At 36.7% G+C, this 19539-nt stretch carries 14 protein-coding genes and 3 pseudogenes; 10 read left to right on the plus strand and 7 right to left on the minus strand.

What is annotated here, in order from left to right; translation table 11 throughout:
• Positions 1 to 4: 4 nt before the first annotated feature.
• On the plus strand, positions 5 to 997 hold the full coding sequence (dhaK, locus tag A6J77_RS03765; protein WP_083068334.1) for a dihydroxyacetone kinase subunit DhaK: 993 nt from the start codon (positions 5 to 7) through the stop codon (positions 995 to 997).
• A gap of 24 nt (positions 998 to 1021) precedes the next feature.
• The gene (gene dhaL, locus A6J77_RS03770; protein ID WP_083068336.1) at positions 1022 to 1597 is read left to right on the plus strand and encodes a dihydroxyacetone kinase subunit DhaL; all 576 of its coding nucleotides are present in this window, start codon (positions 1022 to 1024) and stop codon (positions 1595 to 1597) included.
• A gap of 177 nt (positions 1598 to 1774) precedes the next feature.
• Here dhaL and A6J77_RS03775 read toward each other — a convergent pair whose 3' ends face one another.
• Both A6J77_RS03775 and A6J77_RS09340 read right to left on the minus strand, forming a co-directional pair.
• Positions 1775 to 4273, minus strand: a complete 2499-nt coding sequence (locus A6J77_RS03775; protein WP_321572537.1) for a type I restriction endonuclease subunit R, EcoR124 family — start codon at positions 4271 to 4273, stop codon at positions 1775 to 1777.
• A 38-nt stretch (positions 4274 to 4311) separates the two neighbouring features.
• Positions 4312 to 4648 (minus strand): annotated as a pseudogene (locus tag A6J77_RS09340) (transposase); the annotation flags it as partial.
• 152 nt (positions 4649 to 4800) lie between these two features.
• Between A6J77_RS09340 and A6J77_RS09345 the strand changes: the two are divergent.
• Positions 4801 to 5016: pseudogene (locus tag A6J77_RS09345) on the plus strand (TetR-like C-terminal domain-containing protein); the annotation flags it as partial.
• 26 nt (positions 5017 to 5042) lie between these two features.
• The gene (locus A6J77_RS03780; RefSeq protein WP_083068339.1) at positions 5043 to 5933 is read left to right on the plus strand and encodes a DegV family protein; all 891 of its coding nucleotides are present in this window, start codon (positions 5043 to 5045) and stop codon (positions 5931 to 5933) included.
• Positions 5934 to 6756: 823 nt separating this feature from the next.
• Here the strand turns inward: A6J77_RS03780 and A6J77_RS03790 are convergent.
• The 3 genes and pseudogenes from A6J77_RS03790 to A6J77_RS03800 all read right to left on the minus strand — a co-directional run.
• Positions 6757 to 6888 (minus strand): annotated as a pseudogene (locus tag A6J77_RS03790) (ATP-binding protein); the annotation flags it as partial.
• A 328-nt stretch (positions 6889 to 7216) separates the two neighbouring features.
• On the minus strand, positions 7217 to 8125 hold the full coding sequence (locus tag A6J77_RS03795; RefSeq protein WP_083068341.1) for a cation diffusion facilitator family transporter: 909 nt from the start codon (positions 8123 to 8125) through the stop codon (positions 7217 to 7219).
• 38 nt (positions 8126 to 8163) lie between these two features.
• Positions 8164 to 8478, minus strand: a complete 315-nt coding sequence (locus A6J77_RS03800) for an ArsR/SmtB family transcription factor (protein ID WP_003143660.1) — start codon at positions 8476 to 8478, stop codon at positions 8164 to 8166.
• A gap of 364 nt (positions 8479 to 8842) precedes the next feature.
• Here A6J77_RS03800 and A6J77_RS03805 point away from each other — a divergent pair, with 364 nt between their 5' ends.
• The 3 genes from A6J77_RS03805 to A6J77_RS03815 all read left to right on the plus strand — a co-directional run bounded on the left by A6J77_RS03805 (position 8843) and on the right by A6J77_RS03815 (position 12816).
• Complete coding sequence (locus tag A6J77_RS03805; RefSeq protein ID WP_083068343.1) at positions 8843 to 10768, plus strand: heavy metal translocating P-type ATPase; 1926 nt, start codon at positions 8843 to 8845, stop codon at positions 10766 to 10768.
• 256 nt (positions 10769 to 11024) lie between these two features.
• Positions 11025 to 11588 carry a recombinase family protein gene (locus tag A6J77_RS03810; protein ID WP_083068345.1) on the plus strand — a complete coding sequence of 188 codons (564 nt, stop codon included), beginning with the start codon at positions 11025 to 11027 and terminating at the stop codon, positions 11586 to 11588.
• A gap of 46 nt (positions 11589 to 11634) precedes the next feature.
• Positions 11635 to 12816, plus strand: a complete 1182-nt coding sequence (locus tag A6J77_RS03815) for a putative phage abortive infection protein (RefSeq protein WP_083068347.1) — start codon at positions 11635 to 11637, stop codon at positions 12814 to 12816.
• 935 nt (positions 12817 to 13751) lie between these two features.
• Here A6J77_RS03815 and A6J77_RS03820 read toward each other — a convergent pair.
• Positions 13752 to 15848 carry a copper-translocating P-type ATPase gene (locus A6J77_RS03820; protein ID WP_083068348.1) on the minus strand — a complete coding sequence of 699 codons (2097 nt, stop codon included), beginning with the start codon at positions 15846 to 15848 and terminating at the stop codon, positions 13752 to 13754.
• Between the two features lie 563 nt (positions 15849 to 16411).
• On the opposite strand from A6J77_RS03820, the gene A6J77_RS03830 reads away from it, so the two are divergent.
• The 3 genes from A6J77_RS03830 to A6J77_RS03840 all read left to right on the plus strand — a co-directional run bounded on the left by A6J77_RS03830 (position 16412) and on the right by A6J77_RS03840 (position 18353).
• Positions 16412 to 17086 (plus strand): deoxynucleoside kinase, encoded by a 675-nt coding sequence (locus A6J77_RS03830; protein ID WP_083068350.1) that lies wholly within the window; start codon positions 16412 to 16414, stop codon positions 17084 to 17086.
• Positions 17087 to 17114: 28 nt separating this feature from the next.
• Positions 17115 to 17780, plus strand: coding sequence for an HD domain-containing protein (locus tag A6J77_RS03835; protein ID WP_083068352.1), 666 nt, complete (start codon positions 17115 to 17117; stop codon positions 17778 to 17780).
• 69 nt (positions 17781 to 17849) lie between these two features.
• Positions 17850 to 18353 (plus strand): nucleoside 2-deoxyribosyltransferase, encoded by a 504-nt coding sequence (locus A6J77_RS03840; protein WP_083068353.1) that lies wholly within the window; start codon positions 17850 to 17852, stop codon positions 18351 to 18353.
• A 162-nt stretch (positions 18354 to 18515) separates the two neighbouring features.
• Here the strand turns inward: A6J77_RS03840 and A6J77_RS03845 are convergent, their stop codons facing one another.
• Positions 18516 to 19535: a branched-chain amino acid aminotransferase gene (locus tag A6J77_RS03845; RefSeq protein WP_083068355.1), complete on the minus strand. Its 1020-nt coding sequence runs from the start codon at positions 19533 to 19535 to the stop codon at positions 18516 to 18518.
• Between the last annotated feature and the right edge of the window lie 4 nt (positions 19536 to 19539).

Genomic DNA, 19539 nt, shown 5'->3' on the forward strand with positions numbered 1-19539 from the left:
TTTCATGAAAAAAATTATCAACCAACCCGGTGATATTGTCAGCCAAATGGTCAAGGGTTTAGCCAGTGCGCACGCGGATATTCTTGCTCAAGTGCCAGATACTCAAGTCCTCTACCGTACAGCAGAAACCCCAAATATCGTTGGGATTGTTTCTGGTGGGGGATCTGGACACGAACCAAGTCATGCAGGATTCGTCGGTAAAGGGATGCTGTCAGCAGCCGTTTCTGGGGAAGTCTTTACTTCTCCAACGCCAGACCAAATTTTAGAAGGGATTAAAGCTGCTGATAATGGGGCTGGTGTCTTCTTAGTCATCAAAAACTATACTGGTGACGTGATGAACTTTGAAATCGCCCAGGAATTTGCGGAAGCTGAAGGCATTGAAACCGCCGCAGTCATCGTTGATGATGATATTGCTATGGAAGATTCTACCTATACCGCAGGCCGACGTGGCATTGCCGGTACAGTCTTTATGCATAAAATCATCGGCTACTACGCAGACCAAGGGAAATCTTTAAATGATTTAAAAGCTATTGCGGAAAAAGTTAACGATAATCTTAAATCTATCGGCCTTGCCTTAACAGCCGCAACCGTCCCTGAAGTAGGTAAACCTGGTTTTGACATTGCAAATGATGAATTTGAATATGGTATTGGGATCCATGGGGAACCTGGTTATCGTCGTGAGAAAATCAAACCGGCTAAGGAAATGGCCGCTGAATTGATTGGTAGACTAAAAGAAGAATTCAACTGGACAACTGGAGATCATTTTGCCGTATTGGTCAATGGTATGGGCGGTACACCGTTAATGGAACTTTACCTATTCTGGAATGATATTCAAGGACAGTTGGGAGATGAAGGGCTAGAAGTTGATTTTGTTAAGGTAGGAGACCTGATGACTTCACTGGAAATGCAAGGGGCGTCATTAACCTTACTGAAACTTGAGGACCCAGACTGGGTAAGTGCCCTACAAGCGCCAGTAAACACTGCAGCTTGGGGATAGTTTAGTTAAGAAAGGATGTCATGTATGGATGTAAATGAAACAATAACTTGGTTAGACCATTGGTTTGACCGCTTAATAGAAGAAAAAGCTTATCTATCTGATTTAGACCAAAAAATCGGTGACGGGGACCACGGTAATAACATGGCCCGCGGTGCAGTTGCTACTAAGGAAGCCTTGGAAAGCAAACAACCAGCAGATGTATCAGCACTGTTTATGACTGTTGCGCAAACCCTAATGAGTAAGATTGGTGGTGCATCCGGTCCTTTATATGGTTCTGCCTTCCTAGCCATGGCAACAACGGCTAAAAATTCAGAAAATCTCGCGGATATTTTTGCAGCTGGTTTAGATAAAATTCAACAAAGAGGTAAAGCAGAACCTGGTGAAAAAACGATGGTTGATATGTGGCATCCGGCTGTTGAAGCTCTAAAAGCCAATAATTTAAGCCAAGAAGTATTGGATGAGGCTAGCGCTAAAACGGCTGAACTTAAAGCGACGAAAGGTCGTGCTTCCTACTATGGGGAACGGTCTATTGGTGAACCTGATCCAGGAGCTGAATCTAGTAAATACTTATTTGAAGCCTTAATCAAGACACAAGCATAAAATTAAATGAAGAGGCTGGGACAAAACTACTTTTGCGAAAAAAGTAGTCCCACTTTCGTTTATTTTTATAAAGATATAGAAAAATACACTCCCACTACTGAACAAAAAAGTTTATAGTTTTGGGAGTGTATTTTTTTGAGAGACCTTTTGTCCCAGCTCCTTCTTTGTTATTCATTTTTAGAAGTTTTTGTTCGTTAACGGGAGTATTTCGCTTTCGATTACATCGGTATACGCTTGTTTAGCGAATTTTTTCACTCTGAATTTCTTCTGCACTTTCTTCCGATTTTCTTCTAGATAACGGTCTTTATCCATATTCTCAAGGAGGTTACTCTCTCCAGTTTGTTTACCCGCTTTTTCTGGTTTATAATTCTCGATTAAGTAATGCAAATCATCTTCTTGGACATAGAGACTTTCCGATAAATCATGAACCAATTCACTGACACGCTCATCAATACGTTTTTCGATTTCACTCGATACATTAAGCGTATTTTCTGCTTGTGCTAACTCATTACCATCCTTGATTGTTAAGAAGATATCTTCAATAATTTCACCTAATTTAGGGTTATTATCTTTAAATTTCGTTAAATAAGCTTCAGCGTCAACAATACGTTTGATACGATTTTGACTATTAGGTTCATTAACGATCGTTTGCATTAACAGCATTAAGTACTCGTAATCAATTTGTTGCTTGCCTACTTCAGACAACTGATAATCGAAGTCAATCGTTAAGTCATCTTCTTCGTCTTCATCGATTTGTTCTCTAATTTTTTCTAAGGCGTTCTCATACTTACCATGGTAAGACTCTATTACTTCAGGACGTAAGTTGTATTGTTGTTCAAACACATCTTCATCAAACTCTGAATATACTTGGATAGCCCCTAAGCTCTTATCGAATTCTTGATAAGCTTTAACAAAGAGTTTAAGGGTATCAACATCGTCATTGACATCAATGCTCTCTGGACTAGGCGCAACAGAAATTAAACGCTCATAAGCGTCCTGGAATCGTCCGTATGACTCATTCCACCCTGGTGCCTGTATTGCGCTCTCTCCACCATTAGAATACAAAATAAAGGCATTTTCTACAGCTTCTTGATACTGACTTGGATATTGGAAAGTCGTAATCTGACCGTATTGTTTATCCTTGTCGTAGATACGATTTGTCCGTGAAAAAGCTTGAATTAAATGGTGCGGCTTTGCGGGTGGTCTATCCATGAATAAAATTGCTGTTGAAGGTGAATCGAATCCAGTTAATAGACGATCAACCACAATCACGATATCTAATTGTTCACTACGTGTACGGTATATATCTTTTTTCCGTGCTAAACGATTATTAATGTCTTGGTTAAAAGCTCTAACCTGTTCTAGGTCATAATGTGTGTTGAACGTTTCATTATAATCTTGAATGATTTGTTTATACTGTGATTGACGTTCAAAAGAAGTTTCTTCTGTTTCGTTTAAAGAATAAGTCACCGCTACTTTCGGGAAGTCTGATACTAGACTCTTTGTTTTTTCACTTATCTTAACACTTGATTTACCTTCTTTTACTTCATTAAACAGTTCATAATAGCGTTGTGCATCAGGAATAGAACGTGTGGTTAAAATCGCACTATAGGTGTTCCCTGGGCCACGAGTAAGTTTGAATTTATGTCTTGAGTAATTAACGATTTGATCAATGACTTTTAGTTTGTGTTCATCGTTTTCATAAGCTTCTCTAGGTAATTTGGCTTCTATTTCATGTTCACTCAACCCATCTATATCGATACCTGATTGGTCAAAATAATCTACAATAGAGTTCTTTTCGAGTGTATTAATATATTCAACTTGGAAACCGAGTACCGCTTTATCATGAATAGCTTCTTTTACCGTATATTCATGTAGACGTGGGCCGTACTGTTCTTCTGTTGTACGTGGCATATCCCCAAATTCATCTCGCGCATTCTCCGCGAATATTGGGGTTCCAGTAAAGCCATACCAAAGGGATTTAGGGAAGAACTTCGTGATTTCTTGTTGTTTTTTAGGGGTCACAGCACGGTGGCACTCATCTACAACGAACCCTATGTTTAAATTGCGTAATTTCTTTGCGATACGGTTATCTTCTTTGTCACCGTAACGTTTCATGACATAATTTAATTTTTGTATCGTTGTTATCACTAAGTCACGGTCATTAGCGGTTAATTTTCGCACCAAATCGGATACGTTATCCGTATCATTCACTTCTACAACGTCATTCATTGCATAAGATTTAAAGGCAGTACCCGTTTGTTGGTCAAGGTCAATTCGGTCTACGATAAATATCGTTTTATCTAACGCGGGGCTTCTTAATAAGTTTCTGGCCACTTTATAAGACGTAAGTGTTTTACCAGAACCTGTTGTATGCCACACGTAACCAGACTGACGTTGCCTTACGGCTTGCTCTACTGCTAAGATCGCATGAATTTGATAAGGTCTAAGTAAAATAATGGCTTTATGGTCAGCATCTAACACAGAGAACTCGGTAATCATTTTATGACCTTGTGGGATAGACAGCACTTCTTTGGCAAAACCTAAATAGTTATTGACTCTATTATTATTTTTATCTACCCATGAAGTTAAAAACTCTTTATTAATATGTTGGCCGTCAGCAGCTGCGATGTACTTCGTATCTACCCCATTTGTGACCACAAACATTTGAAGCATTGAAAAGATACCAGTATATTTACCTTCGTTTGAGTATTTCTTGAACCGTGAAATTGACGATTGTGAGGCTAATTGTTTTCTGCCTAACACCATTTGAAAGACTGGATCCTGTCGTAACAGATTAGCTGACGAGTCTGCCGAATAACCAGCAATCAATTGCATAATGAGCTGTTCTAATATCGCTAAATTATCATGCGTGTAGTAAGCACGGTTATCTTTAATGTCCAGAAGTGATTTTGCCAAATCAGAAAACTTGAAGGTATCCATTACTTCTTTAACTAAGACTAAACCCGAATCACTCGATAAGCGACCACCTGTATGCGAAATGATGATGTTTGAATTGAATTTTACCTGGTTTTTGTGTAAGCTAATCATGAAGAGAACTCCTTTCTTATGGTTAGTTTAGACACCTTTACCATATCAGAATGGGGTTCTTTTTTCATCACTTAACAGGTGAAAATGAAAAAGTAAATTTAAGCTGCCGTTAGGCAGTTGGCACATGTTTCAACGAAAAGTATGAATTATTCAGGAAAAAACTTAAGGAAATAATCAAGAGGAATAAAACCATGTTTGCTGATTTGGACGAGATTGATAAAGATATGATCATTGACTATACAATAGCTGGGATTATAGCTGTATATCAAACTTGGTTTAGAAACAATCAGAACGTGTCTATTGATGAGATTTCAGTTAAGCTTTCTGAACTTTCTGCAAATGGATTCAATTATTTCATTAAAGGCTAATGTGAGAAGAGAAAAGAGGTAAGATGATGTCAGAATTTATTTTAAGTTCTTGTTCGACTGCAGACTTAACAGAAAAGCACTTCAACAGTCGTGGTATAAATTATGTTTGTTTTCATTTTATGGTAGATGGAAAAGAATATAAAGATGATCTTGGTAAGTCGATTTCATATGACGATTTTTATAAAGCAATGAGTAATGGGGCTGAGACGAAAACATCACAAGTAAATGTAGGAGAGTTTGTAGATTACTTTTCTTCGTTTCTGAAAGAAGGGAAGGATATTTTACACGTATCACTGTCTTCAGGATTATCTGGAGTATATAATTCAGCGTGTGCAGCAAAGCAACTATTGGAAGCGGAATATCCGGATCGAAAAATATACATCGTTGACTCTCTTGCGGCATCGTCTGGTTATGGTTTATTGATGGATAAACTGGCAGATCTAAGGGACGACGGATACACACTTGAACAGTTGTATGACTGGGTAGAAAATAACAAACTGAATCTACATCATTGGTTTTTTTCGACTGATTTATCTTTTTATGTTAAAGGAGGAAGAATCTCAAAGACATCTGGATTTGTTGGAACAACATTTAAAATCTGTCCATTGTTAAATATGGATGAAAATGGAAAATTAACTCCTCAACAAAAAGTAAGAGGTAAGAGACGTGTAATTAGTTTAATTGTAGATAAAATGAAGAATCATGCTATTAAAGATCTTGAATATTCTGATAAATGTTATATATCTCATTCTGCTTTTAATTCTGAAGCTCAAGAAGTCGCGAGATTAATCGAGGAATCATTTCCCAACTTGAAGAACAAGGTTGAAATAAATAATGTTGGAACTACAATAGGTTCACATACCGGTCCAGGAACTGTGGCACTCTTCTTCTGGGGAGACTCAAGAAAAAATAGATGAAACCTTTAAACTTCCCACTTCACATATTATTTTGCATCGATAGCTAAGCTACAACACACATAGAGTGCGTGGTTTCGATACGTCGGGACGATACCTAGAAATCCTTAGATTCCAGCACTTTGAGCGATTTATCACGTTCATTGATACTAAGGACAAAAGTCTTTATAAAGAGATCAAAAACCGGCTGCTGGTGTCAGTAGTGATCGAGGTCGTATAAGGGGACACGTTATTACATGCTGGCAAACAAAATTAACCGTTCACCGAAGTAAAAAGAAACTAGATCCACAGCACATACTATTTTGAGTTGCAAAAAGGAAAATATCATGGACACACTGGCTTGATGATGCATGATACCGCTCCAACTCAACGGAATTATTATGTCCTAGGGAACTATGAATACGACACCGATTATTATCGAGCTCAATGAATCTGAGGATATTCTGACGAATAGTATCGGTGGTATAATAAAAAATAAGTGAGTACGGCGACTAGTTTCGTCCAGTAAATGCGGAATAGTCGTCCACTGAATGCGAAAGTTGTCGTCCATTCCGCTAATTGATTGAAGAGAATAAGAAATTAATCAAAACAGAGCCCAATATGAGCTCTGTTTTTCATCTTAAAATAAATTAATAGATTATTCGTATTCCTTCATAGCTTGTTCAAGGAACTTAGTGGCTAAATTAACCATTTCATCAGCCGAAGGCTGCTTTTCGTCCTCTAAGTAATAAGGTAGGAGTAACGAGGATAGATTTAAATCGATATCTTCTGGAAGGTATCGTCGAAAATAAAAAAAGAGCGATACGAGTTTCAACTTCAATCGGAATCATTTCATGCCCTCCAAACCGTGACGCTCTCGCATGGATACTTCACCATCAACTATGATTTGGTGAGAATTGTGCTTGATTCGATCCAGAATCGCATCGGCTAGTTGAGTGTGTTTGATTTTTTCATGCCAACCTTCAGGTGAAAATGAAAAAGTAAATTTAAGCTGCCGTTAGGCAGTTGGCACATGTTTCAACGAAAAGTATGAATTATTCAGGATCTATATTAGATTGTTAAATCAGAAAAAAACTCTATTTTTTCTCTGTAATTTCAGTATCAAAAACAATAAGTTATGAAACCGATAAATTAAGTAAAAAAAGCCAATTAAGTGTAAATTGTAATTTTATTTTGCATTAAATTTAAGGGGTGCTTTGCACTAATAAATCGAGTAGGAGACTAGCCATTAATTGGCTAGTCTCCTACTCGATTTAAAATAGTCCTTTTTTCAATATATAAATACTTTAACTGCCATAAGCATACCCTTTTTCCAGTTCGTCTTTACTTGTAGTTATTTCTATTGTGATATGATCCTTTACACCCGATGTATGGGCAAGCTCTGCAATTTCTTCTTTGATTTCCCTAGTCTTGTTTATATCGGAAGAGTCTATAAGAACCGTAACGATAAGGGCATTTTCTTCTCCGTCCAGTGACCAAATGTGAAAATGAGAGAGGTCCTTTACAGCAGGAATATTGTTAATGGAGTTCGCCAGGTTCTCTACGTTTACATTTTCCGGCGAACCGTTCAATAAAATTTTCATTGTACTGAAAAATTCAGGTACAGTTTTATAGAGGATATAGAGTGCTATCAAAATCGATAAGATTGGATCCAATCGGTAAGCCTCGGTAAAGTTCATTACAATACTCACAACCAAGACCCCAATCCACCCTAATACATCTTCTAGCATATGGAGGTTCAACATACCCTCATTTTTGGATGTGCCTTTGCTTAAAATCCAAGCAGCATATCCATTCAATGCAATAGCTACGAGAGAAAGCCAGAACATGCCACTATAATTTACGGGTTGTGGGTCAAGCAAACGTGGCACACTACGATAGATCATAAAGAACGAGCCACTAATTAGCACAACGCCAGTTATCAGCGCGCCCAGTAAAGAAAATCGGTTATAGCCAAAGGTGAACCGTTCATCTTGTTTTTTCTCTGAATAACCTTGAAAAAACCAAGCGAATCCAATTGAAATAGAGTCCCCTAAATCATGAACGGCGTCAGACATAATGGACACACTATTGAAAAGAAACCCAAAGAAAAATTCACTTATGGAGAAAATAAAGTTGGTGAAAAAAGCAATTTTAATATTTTTTTTCGATTGATCCTGATGCGAGTGATTATGATTTTTATCTGATTTTGACATTTTAAAAACCTCCATTTAGTTTTATACCTTATTAGCTTTTATTGTTCTTGTTCATTGATATGAGTTAAGACTTGTTCGAGAATACTGAAAACATGAAGATCATCAAGACTGTAAACCATGCTTTTCCCTTCTCTTCTTGCCTTCACTAAACGTGAATCTTTCAATATTTTTAGTTGGTGTGAAATCGCGGACTGTTCCTTATCCAATGCAAGCACAATGTTTCCAACACTGAGCTCTTCTTTCTGTAAAAGAAAGAGAATTGACAAGCGTGTAGGGTCACTAATCACTTTGAATACTTTGCTTATTGATTGGATCTTCTCTTTATTGATTGGCGAAGTTGTTGATGTATCCATATGCTCTTATTCCTCTCACATGATTTTCCATTCATATATATAATACCACATGAGTAAAACGATGCTAGTTTTTTGTTTATAGACAAAATTAAGACTTTTGTATCAGCAATAGTAGTCCATTTGAATAAGAAGCATCTTGTCTTGACAAAACTCATACAGTGAGTTAATATGATTCTGTAAACACATGAATGTAAATTCATGTGTTTACAGAATCATTCCGATTTACAAATAAAAGGAGATGGAGACTGGATAAGCCCAAACCATATGAATCCTTGCCTTACTTAAGCAAACAAACGAGCTCAGAATTTGCAAGGCACAAAAAAGTCAACAAAAATCAAAGAAATTTAATAGAAAGGTGATAGAAATGGAAACTACCAAAGAGCAACATTCACAGGAAAAAGAGAAACATAACCACGACCATGATCACAATCACGGGAAGATGCCTATTATTCTATACTTTATTGGTTTGGCATTGGCAATTGTTGCATTGTTCTTAAGTGGAGAATATCAATTAATTAAAAACATCATGTTCTCACTCGCCACAATTAGTGCGGGCTATCATGTCATTGTTCTGGAAGGTCTTGGAGAGACAATTGAGAATACAAAAGCAAATAATAAGTTTACGCCTAATTCTCATATTTTAATGGGATTAGCGGCTATAGGAGCTTCAGCGATAGGGAATTTTTGGGAAGGAACGTTGTTGATTCTCATTTTTTCAGGCGCACATTTCCTGGAAGATTACGCTGAAGGAAGAAGTAAACGAGAAATCACGAAATTACTCGAAATGAATCCAACGACTGCCCGGTTAATCCAGCCTGATGGCAGTACAAAAAATGTTGACGTCAGTGAATTAAAAGTGGGAGATCAACTTCAAGTATTGAATGGCGATCAAGTCCCCATTGATGGCGTCATTTTGTCAGGCTCTACGTCCATTGATGAGTCGTCTATTAATGGAGAAAGTATCCCAAAAGAGAAGTCCAAAGGAGACGACGTTTTCGGAAGTACAATCAATGGAACAGGTACTTTCACAATGGAAGTCACTAAAGAAAATAAAGATACAGTATTTTCAAAAATTTTACAGTTAGTAAACCAGAACCAAGACAACCAAACAAAAGCTGCGAGTATAATCCAAAAATTTGAACCGAAATACGTTACAGTTGTTTTAATTGCCATTCCGTTATTCATGTTATTGGCTCCTTTTCTCCTAGACTGGACATGGTCACAAAGTATCTATAGAGGATTGGTCCTTTTAGTGGCAGCTTCACCCTGTGCTTTAGCAGCAGCTACTGTATCGGTAACTTTATCGACGACTTCTAACTTGGCCAAAAAAGGCGTCCTTTCAAAAGGTAGTTCTTACCTGTCTCAATTAGCCGATACTCAAGCCATTGCATTTGATAAGACCGGAACTTTGACCAAAGGAAAACCTGAAGTAACCAATTATTATTTTGCTGATTCCGTGAACGAAGAAAATATGATTGATATCGTGGTAGCTCTTGAAAAAGAATCCAATCACCCCTTAGCAGATGCCATTCTAAGAAAGTTTGAACAAAAAAATCAACTGACTATTGAAGTAGAAAATCAGATTGGTAAAGGGTTGACAGGAGATTACAACGGCAAAAATTATCGGATCGGAAAACCAACTTCATTTGACGAGGTTGCAAATGAATATATTCGTTTAAATAATGAGTGGGCATCAGAAGGTAAGACAGTCGTATATGTAGCAGAAGATGAGAATGTCATTGGACTTATAGCTCTCATGGACGTTCCAAGTGAACATGCAAAAGAAACTATTAAATACTTTAAAGAACAAGGCATACACACCACTCTAATCACTGGCGACTCAGAAATGACAGGAAAAGCAGTTGCTGAACAATTAGGAATAGATGAAGTAATCGCGAATGTCATGCCAGAAGATAAATCTCGAATTATAGACGAGCAAAAAGAGAAATACGGCGTAACAGCAATGGTGGGTGATGGTGTAAATGATGCCCCAGCCCTTGTGAATGCAAATGTAGGGATTGCCATGGGAGACGGAACCGATGTAGCAGTAGAGGTGTCTGATTTAGTTTTAATGCAGGATGACTTATCTAAATTGGTTAAAGCTCATGGAATTTCTTCTAAAATGAATCGTGTCATATGGCAAAACATCCTTTTTTCAATGGCAGTCGTAGCCTTTTTAGTTGTAGTGAGTTTATTAGGTCTAACAGATATAGCAATCAGTGTCATTATTCATGAAGGAAGTACGTTGGTCGTTATTCTGAATGGACTTCGTTTATTAAAATCTAATTAATTCTATCAAAACCCATAAATCTAGGGTATAGTAATAACTGTCTGAAGTTAATATGCCTTTAACGTTCTAAAAACGTTAGAGGCATATTTTTTATAAATTACTTTGTCTCAAAAACAATCGATTATGAGACGATTTTGGAGCGTGGCTTTTTTATCTAAAAAGCAGTCTTTTTTAGTCTCAAAACTTTTCTCTTTATGTATGAATCTTTAACCTCCGTTTATGATACAATAATAGCAAAAAACAAAGGATGATTTTTATGAGTGGATATATATATGGCTATGCCAGAGTGAGTACACGATCGCAAGAGTTGAATCGACAAATAGACCTACTCAATGAACAAAATTGCAATGAGATCCTAACGGAAAAAATGACCGGAACTAAAGCCGATCGTCCTCAGCTGAATCGACTAAAAGATAAGGTGCGTCCTGGAGACACAGTTATAGTCGAAAGTTTCTCTCGTTTAGGTCGGAGTACCAAAGATTTGATTGACCTCGTTACCTACTTTGAAGAGCATGAAGTGAAGCTTGTGAGTTTGAAAGAAAACTTCGATACTAGCACTCCTCACGGACGCTTAATGATGACCGTTTTCCAAGCCTTTAGTCAGTTTGAACGTGATTTGATTGTCGAACGTACGAAAGAAGGTTTAAAAAGTGCGCGTGCTAGAGGTCGAAAAGGTGGGCGTCCACGCGTTAATCAACGAGATATCGAGAGAGCGGTGAAACTGTATGACAGTCAGGCATATAGCATAAAAGAAATTACGGAAATGACTGGCATAAGTAAAGCTACGCTCTATCGCTACTTAAAAGGCAGTACAGAATAACGTATTTTAATTTACCTGAATCTGTAACATTTGTGGAGGAATTAATATGAATAAATATATCAAAGATCATTGGAAAGTGTTGTTAATAGGAGTTATAGGAGTATTAATTGTTATACCTATATTGACTCAGGTATTAATTAATATTGAAACGAATAGTAACGGTTCCGATGATGGTTGGCTAGGTTTCTGGGGTGGATATTTAGGCTCTATTATCGGGGTAGCTGGAGCAATTTTTGTTGTACAAATTCAACTAAATGAAGAAAACAAAAGTAGAGAAGCAGAAAAGGTTGATAATACCTTCTTTAATTTACTTTCATTGCATAATGAACAAAAAAATGCATTAACTAAAAAATCTATCTTTGAAAACATCTACTTAAATTTTACTAAAGAGTTGAAAAAACAATTACTTGAAGAGGGATTAAATCTCTTTTACTCACAGGACGATTTAATTATAGAAATACTAAGTGACGTTACAAAAGGATATCAAAAATACATTGAAGATAACGAGGGAAAATTATCTCCTGAATTCTCAGCAAGGTGGGAAAGAAGAAAAAAAGAAGGACCTTTCTCCGATAGCTACACAACCACAGATGATTCAATACTATATGAAAACCTATATTGTGCATTAAATGAAATTGAAAGGATAGAGGAATTCTTAGAACTTATCCATACTAAAAAGATTAAATTATTTTCTAATGTATTATTTGAAAATGCACTTAAAGGTGTACATAAAGGAGCATTTGAAAGATTAGATGAGTCTGTTCAAGCTTATAAATACCTTCAATCTGAAATTCCAGAAGAATGGAATAGATTGATTTCAGACTTAGAAAAGTATAAATCTAATCATTTCGATTTATTACCGGACAATAGAAGAAAGAAAAGCGTAGAGATTGCTCTTAAAGATTACTACAGTGAAATTGGCTCATATTTTAGAATATTCCATAGAATAATAAAATATATCAATGAGAAAGTACCTAGTAAGGAAAGCAAAAAAGATTATTTGGGCTTTTTAAGGGCCACCTTAAATGAAAAAGAAATGTTAGTTATTTTTTATAATGCTGTATATACAGAAAGAGGAAGTGGATTATTAAAAGAAATAAGTAAAACAACATTCTTCGGAGAATATCACGAATTATTAGAAGACGGCACCGTTCAGCACTTTAACTCTTCCTCCTTATTATGGAAATCTGATGATTTAAAAATCATGAGAGAATTTGGTAAAGAGTAAACATATCTATTAGTAAATCAGAAAAAGTATTTTAGCATTAGCAAGTATTATTATCTATGTGTCTATATCATCAATCTTCTTATTTATATACAAAATAAATACTTATGCCTTACGTTAACCATTGTAAATAACTAGGAAACGCTTCGTGAGACTAAAAATCAGCACAAAAAAACGCATTTTAAGGCTGTTTCGAATATCAATGTGGAGAACTATCCACGAAACAAGCTTAAAATGCGTTTTAGTTTATGGGAATCTGTATCTTTTATGAAGGAAGGATTGCCTTACTGACTTATAAACATAAGATATAAGTATGATAAATAGGCACTAAGTATGGACTATTAATACATGGTCATTAGTCTTAAGTTATGACTATAATTAAATATTTGTTTGTATATTACATTTAAATTACCTCTAGTACAATGAATAGAAGTATAAAAAAGAGGCTGGGACAAAACTACTTTTACGAAAAAGGTAGTCCCACTTTCGTTTATTTTTATAAAGATATAGAAAAATACACTCCCACTACTGAACAAAAAAGTTCATAGTTTTGGGAGTGTATTTTTTTGAGAGACCTTTTGTCCCAGCCTCTTCATTTAATTTGCCTTATTCTCAAAGAAGAGTTCTTCACCGAACAAAGGTCACTCAAATCTGCTGTTGAAAAGAATTATTTTTGATGTTTTGCTATGTCTATATAAACATACTCTCACGCTGTCAGTTTAGGCAATATGCGGTGAGGAAAGGAAATTACTATTTAGGCATATTGTTGGACCTAATCTTACTATTCTCATATCAACAGACTCCTCTTTCATATGAAACTTCCTAGTAGTCTTCTCTAACATACGAATGCTATCCTCTTACCAGTTAATTGAATTATCGGACTGTTGCGGTTCATGTTAGATATCAATAAACTATACATGGATACTTTTTATTTTGAATTAATTGGCTTGTAATTTCTTATAAGCACGGCGTAACATCCGTGCGTTCACTGCACAGACAACGGTAGACAATGACATAATAATAGCTGACAAAGCTGGTCCAAGGACAATACCTAGTCCAGCAAAAACACCAGCGGCTAGTGGAATAGCCACCACATTATAACCCGCACCCCACATGAGGTTTTGATTGATCTTTTGTTTAGTTGCTTTTGATAGGTTAAGAATATTTAAAACATCATGGATATTTGAATCAACCAAGATGATATCGCCTGTTTCTCTCGCAACATCTGTCCCTGCACCAATTGCAATCCCTAAATCAGCTTGAGCAAGGGCCGGCGCATCGTTGACCCCATCACCAACCATGGCAACACGTCCACCATCTGCTTGTAATGCCTTGATTTTGCTGGCTTTTTCATCAGATAAAACTTCTGCGAAGACACCATCTAAATGGAGCGCTTGACCTACTGAATCTGCCACTTGTTGGTTATCACCCGTTAACATCAGCACTTGAATCCCTTTATTTTGCAGTTGAGCGACTACTTGCTTCGCTTCTTCACGGACAATATCCGACACTGCAATAGCACCAACTAACACCTGATCATAGATAACAAAGACAACAGTACGCCCTTTAGAAGCAGAGGCCTTAAAAGCTTCTTCATCAAATGTATAACCTGCTTGTCTAGTAGCTTTTGGACTTAGGATTTGAATATTCTTCCCATCTACAGTCCCTTCAAGTCCTTTACCGGTTAGATTGTGATAATCCGCGACCTGTAATTTTTCGATCTTTCTACTTTCAGCTTCTTTCACAATACCTCGAGCAATTGGATGCTCAGATTGGCTTTCAATCGCGTAGACAATTTGTAAAAGAGAAGTTTCATTAAACTTGCCATCCATAACAGTAATCTCGTCTACCCCAAACTCACCTTGAGTAAGGGTTCCTGTCTTATCAAAAACGATTTTATCTATCTTATGAGCGTCTTCAAATGCGATACGGTTTTGAATAAATAAGCCAGATTCAGCAGCTAAGGACGTAGATTCAGCATTTACCAAGGGAACTGCCAGCCCAAGTGCATGCGGACATGCGATAACAAAGGTTGCTACCATAAACTGTAAACCCATTAGATAACCGTCGATAGCAGTCCAAGCAACAAAGGCAATAATCCCTACAACTAAAGCGATATAAAATAGATATTTAGCCCAGACATCAGCAATGGATTGCGCCTTAGATTTTTGTGCTTGTGCGTCAGTAACTAAGTTAATAATCTGAGCTAAATAAGTATCCGTACCCGTTTTCGATACAATAGCTTTTAGGATACCGTCACCGTTAATAGCACCCCCAACAATCTGTGCATCCGCTTCTTTTAATACGGGAACAGATTCACCAGTTAACATCGATTCATCTACTTCAGAGTGCCCTTCATAAACTGTAGCGTCGATAGGAATCTTCGCACCTGGCCGGATGAAGATACGGTCGCCCTTCTTCAATTGGTCGACTTTTACTTCACTTGTTGATCCGTCTTCATGAATCACTTCAGCATCTGATGGTAAGAGTTTAGCTAGTGATTCAACGGCATTACCAGCTGACATTTGCGCTTTCATCTCAATGTAATGTCCCGCCAACATAATCAATATCAAGCTAGCAAGTTCAAAATAATAGTTCATTCCACTAATAAAGAAGGTGGTTAAAACCGAATAGACATAAGCTGCGACAATCGCTAGAGAAATCAACATCATCATACCCGGAACCCCCGATTTCAATTCATGCCAAGCATGACTTAAGAAGGGCTTACCTCCGTAAAAGAATACAATAGTAGCAAGGCCAAATTCTAAAAGCCCTTGGCCCGGAAAATCAATATGATAACCAAGCAAGTGCATTAACATAGGTGCAATAATCGCTAACGGGATAGATAATACCAAAACTACCCAGAAACGTTGCTTAAAATCAGCCATCATATGAGCGCTGTGTCCGTCATGTCCATGACCATCGTGGCCACTATGATCATGGTGGTCACGGTTATGCTCTCCGTGATTCATATGTTCATGGTCGTGATCATGGTGCATATCCTGATGATGTTTTGTCTTATTTTCTTTATTCATTATTTCCTGCCTCCTACTGCATGATAATTATATTTGTTTACGTTTGTAAACTATATTTGATTTAAGTATAATTGTCTTATTTTGAAAATGCAAATAATCATGCATACATCCAGGATACTTTTTTCTAGGTTAAGATATTCAAAACTACCGAAATTTAGATTATTCTTGTACAAACCACTATATATGATATATTGTTATTATAATAATACTATATATTGTGTTTAAATGAATTTTTTCATGTTATAGTAATAAGGCAGTATTCTTGGTAAAAGTAGTTCATGAACTATTACATTAAGATACTTTTGACGATGTATTAGTTGACGACCGTTTCCTACAAAATCAAATGAATTTAACTTTAAAGTTTATAGGGAGTGGAAACCAGCAAATTTCAAAAAATTGAGCTTGTACTTTTGATAAATAATGATAGATTGCATATAAGTAATCATTTTATCGGTTTACAAATATCAAATGCCCTTTTATTCTGAGATAGGTATAGAATGATTTTTTAGCTAAACCATTTCATTTAAAGGTTTAAGATTTTTAAAAAAGTTAGGAGTTACACAATGACAATGATAACCGTTGGTGGGATGATTGGCTTAGGTAAAACCACCGTTACAAACTTAATCAGAGATGAATTAGACTTTAAACCCTTCTACGAATCAGTTGAAGATAACATTATGCTACCTTACTTTTATAAAGCTAGTCCAGAAGAGCAATTGTTGAAGCGCTATCCATTTTTAACACAATTGGATTTTTTGAATTCACGATTTAAAACAATTAAGCAAGCTTCTAGAGAAGATAAGTCAGTTTTAGATCGATCTATTTTTGAAGATTGGTACTTTGCTAGAGTGAATACAGACATTGGCCGTATTAGTGAAGAAGAGTTTTCAATTTACGAAAATCTATCTCGTAATATGATGGAAGAATTAGCTGAAATCCCGCGCAAGCATCCTGATTTAATGTTGTATCTACATGGCTCTTTTGAAACAGTGATGACTCGCATCGAAAACCGTGGACGTGATTTTGAACAAGGAGAGGAACTCACCAACTATTACCACCGCTTATGGTCTGGTTATGATGATTGGGTGGAAAATCACTATAATCAATCCAAAGTGATGTTCATTGATATGGAAAAATACGACTTGGTCAAGTACCCCCACCATCAAAATGTCTTAATTCAAGATATTAAAGACTTTATGATTGAAAATGATATTGTGACTGCTGACACATTTGAATAAAATACTGTTTGGTTAAGGAGATGGGCAAATGGAAATGGTAATACGGCTTAAAAAAATTCAAGATTTTGCAAGAGAACGCATGGCGTTTGACCCCACTGGTCATGATTACTGGCATGCAGATCGAGTTGCTAACCTTGCTAAAACCCTTTATATAGAAGATCATGGTGAAAGTAATACTGAGGCTTTGATCATCATTGAAGCTGCTGCTTATTTACATGATACAATTGATGACAAGCTAGTTTCAGATATTATTTTTAGTCAAATGGAAGTTGAACAACTTTTAGATGAGTTATGTCTTTCGCCAGCTAGTCGAGAAAATATTCTTTATACTATTCAACATATGTCCTACTCAAAAAACTTAACCACCCAATATGATTTGTCTGTTGAAGGCCAATACGTTCAGGATGCAGACCGAATTGATGCCCTTGGTGCAATGGGTATTGCTCGCACTTTTGCCTACGGCGGTCACGCTAATAACGAAATCTATAATCCAAAAATCCCTGTGATTGATGTGCAGAATAAAGATGATTACCGCAACCATCCTTCAACTGCAATTAACCATTTTCATGAAAAACTTCTTAAACTAGAACATTCTATGAATACAGAAGCTGGCAAAGAGATTGCGCATGAGCGGACACTTTTTATGCGACAATTTCTTGACCAATTTATGGCTGAATGGCAAGGAAATATTTAAACAATTCGTATTATTTATTGTAGAATATAATTAGCAAGTCATTTTGAATTTAAGAAAGAGGTTATATCATTGGATAAACGTAAAGATACTTCAGCAAGCACTAAGCTATATCTAGCAACACCTTTTTTCAATCCTGACCAAGTTCGCCGTGTAGATGAGGCGACAAAAGCCTTAAATGCAAACCCTACTGTTGGTGTTGTTCATTTCCCATTTGATCACCAATACAAAGACACATCTTTTGACCGTGATCCAGAAGGTATTTTTGGTTCATTTGAATGGCAAGTAGCGACTTATCAAAACGACCTATCTGCAATGAATACTGCAGACGCTGGTGTTTTCTTATATGACGTTGAAAACGTTGATGACGGTACAGCCTTTGAGTTAGGTTTTATGCGTGCGATGCACAAACCTGCTATCGTTGTCTTATTAAGTGAAAATGGTTTAGAAAATAAAGAATTAAACTTGATGATTGCGCGTGGAGGTACTTACTTCATGACTGATATCAATGAATTAGCAACTTATGACTTCAACCACTTCCCAACAAACCCACTTCCAGATATGGATGTTATCTAAAAAAATGAAAAAGCATCAGGTTGGCCTGGTGCTTTTTGTATACCAAAAAAGCATGAAAGAAATTTTACCACCCTTTCATGCCTTTTAATATGTTCATTAAAGATCAAACAATCCATTCGTTTTTTTATCAGGCTAATCACTTTTGGTCGTTATGTTTTTACTTTAAACTTTAACAATCCAACCTTCAGGTGCTTCAACGTCACCATTTTGGATGCCCACTAATTCATCATACAATTTTTTAGTGATTGGGCCTACTTCAGTTTCTGAATAGAATACATGTTTATGGTCGTTATGGGTAATAAATGATACTGGTGAAATAACAGCCGCTGTACCACATGCTCCTGCTTCGCTAAAGCGGTCTAAATCATCAATATACACATCGCCTTCTTCAACTTCTAAGCCTAAACGATGTTCAGCTAACCAAAGTAATGAGTATTTAGTGATTGACGGTAAGATTGAAGGTGACTTAGGGGTCACAAATTTATTGGTATCTTTTTCAATACCAAAGAAGTTTGCGGAACCTACTTCTTCAATTTTCGTATGTGTAGCCGGATCTAAGTATACAACGTCAGAGTATCCTTGTTCTTTGGCTTCAATTCCTGGCTGTAAACTACCCGCATAGTTTCCACCAACCTTTGCTGCTCCTGTACCATGAGGTGCTGCACGGTCAAATTCAGATGTTGTAAAGGCTGTTGGCACCATACCACCTTTGAAGTAACGGCCCACAGGCATGGCAAATACTGTGAAGATATATTCTTTTGCTGCATGCACACCAATATTATCCCCTACGCCAATTAATGTTGGACGTAGGTAGAATGATGCACCTGTACCATATGGTGGCACATATTCAGCATTTGCTTTAATCACTTCTTTAACCGCATGAATAAAGTCCTCTTCTGGTACTTCAGGCATCACTAAACGAGCTGCTGATGCATTTAAACGTTTCGCATTTTGGTCAGGACGAAAAATTTGGATATCGCCTTCTTTTGTTTTAAATGCCTTCAATCCTTCAAAAGCACCTTGTCCGTAATGTAAAATTGGTGCCCCTTCTTCAATCTGAATCGTATTTTCAGTTTCCAAACCACTCTTATACCATTCGCCATCTTTCCAATAGGCACGCCAACGGTATGGTAAGTTTATATATTCAAAACCTAATTCTTCCCAATTGATATCTACTGTCATGCTA

Source organism: Aerococcus viridans (genome assembly GCF_002083135.2).
Lineage (GTDB): Bacteria > Bacillota > Bacilli > Lactobacillales > Aerococcaceae > Aerococcus > Aerococcus viridans_C.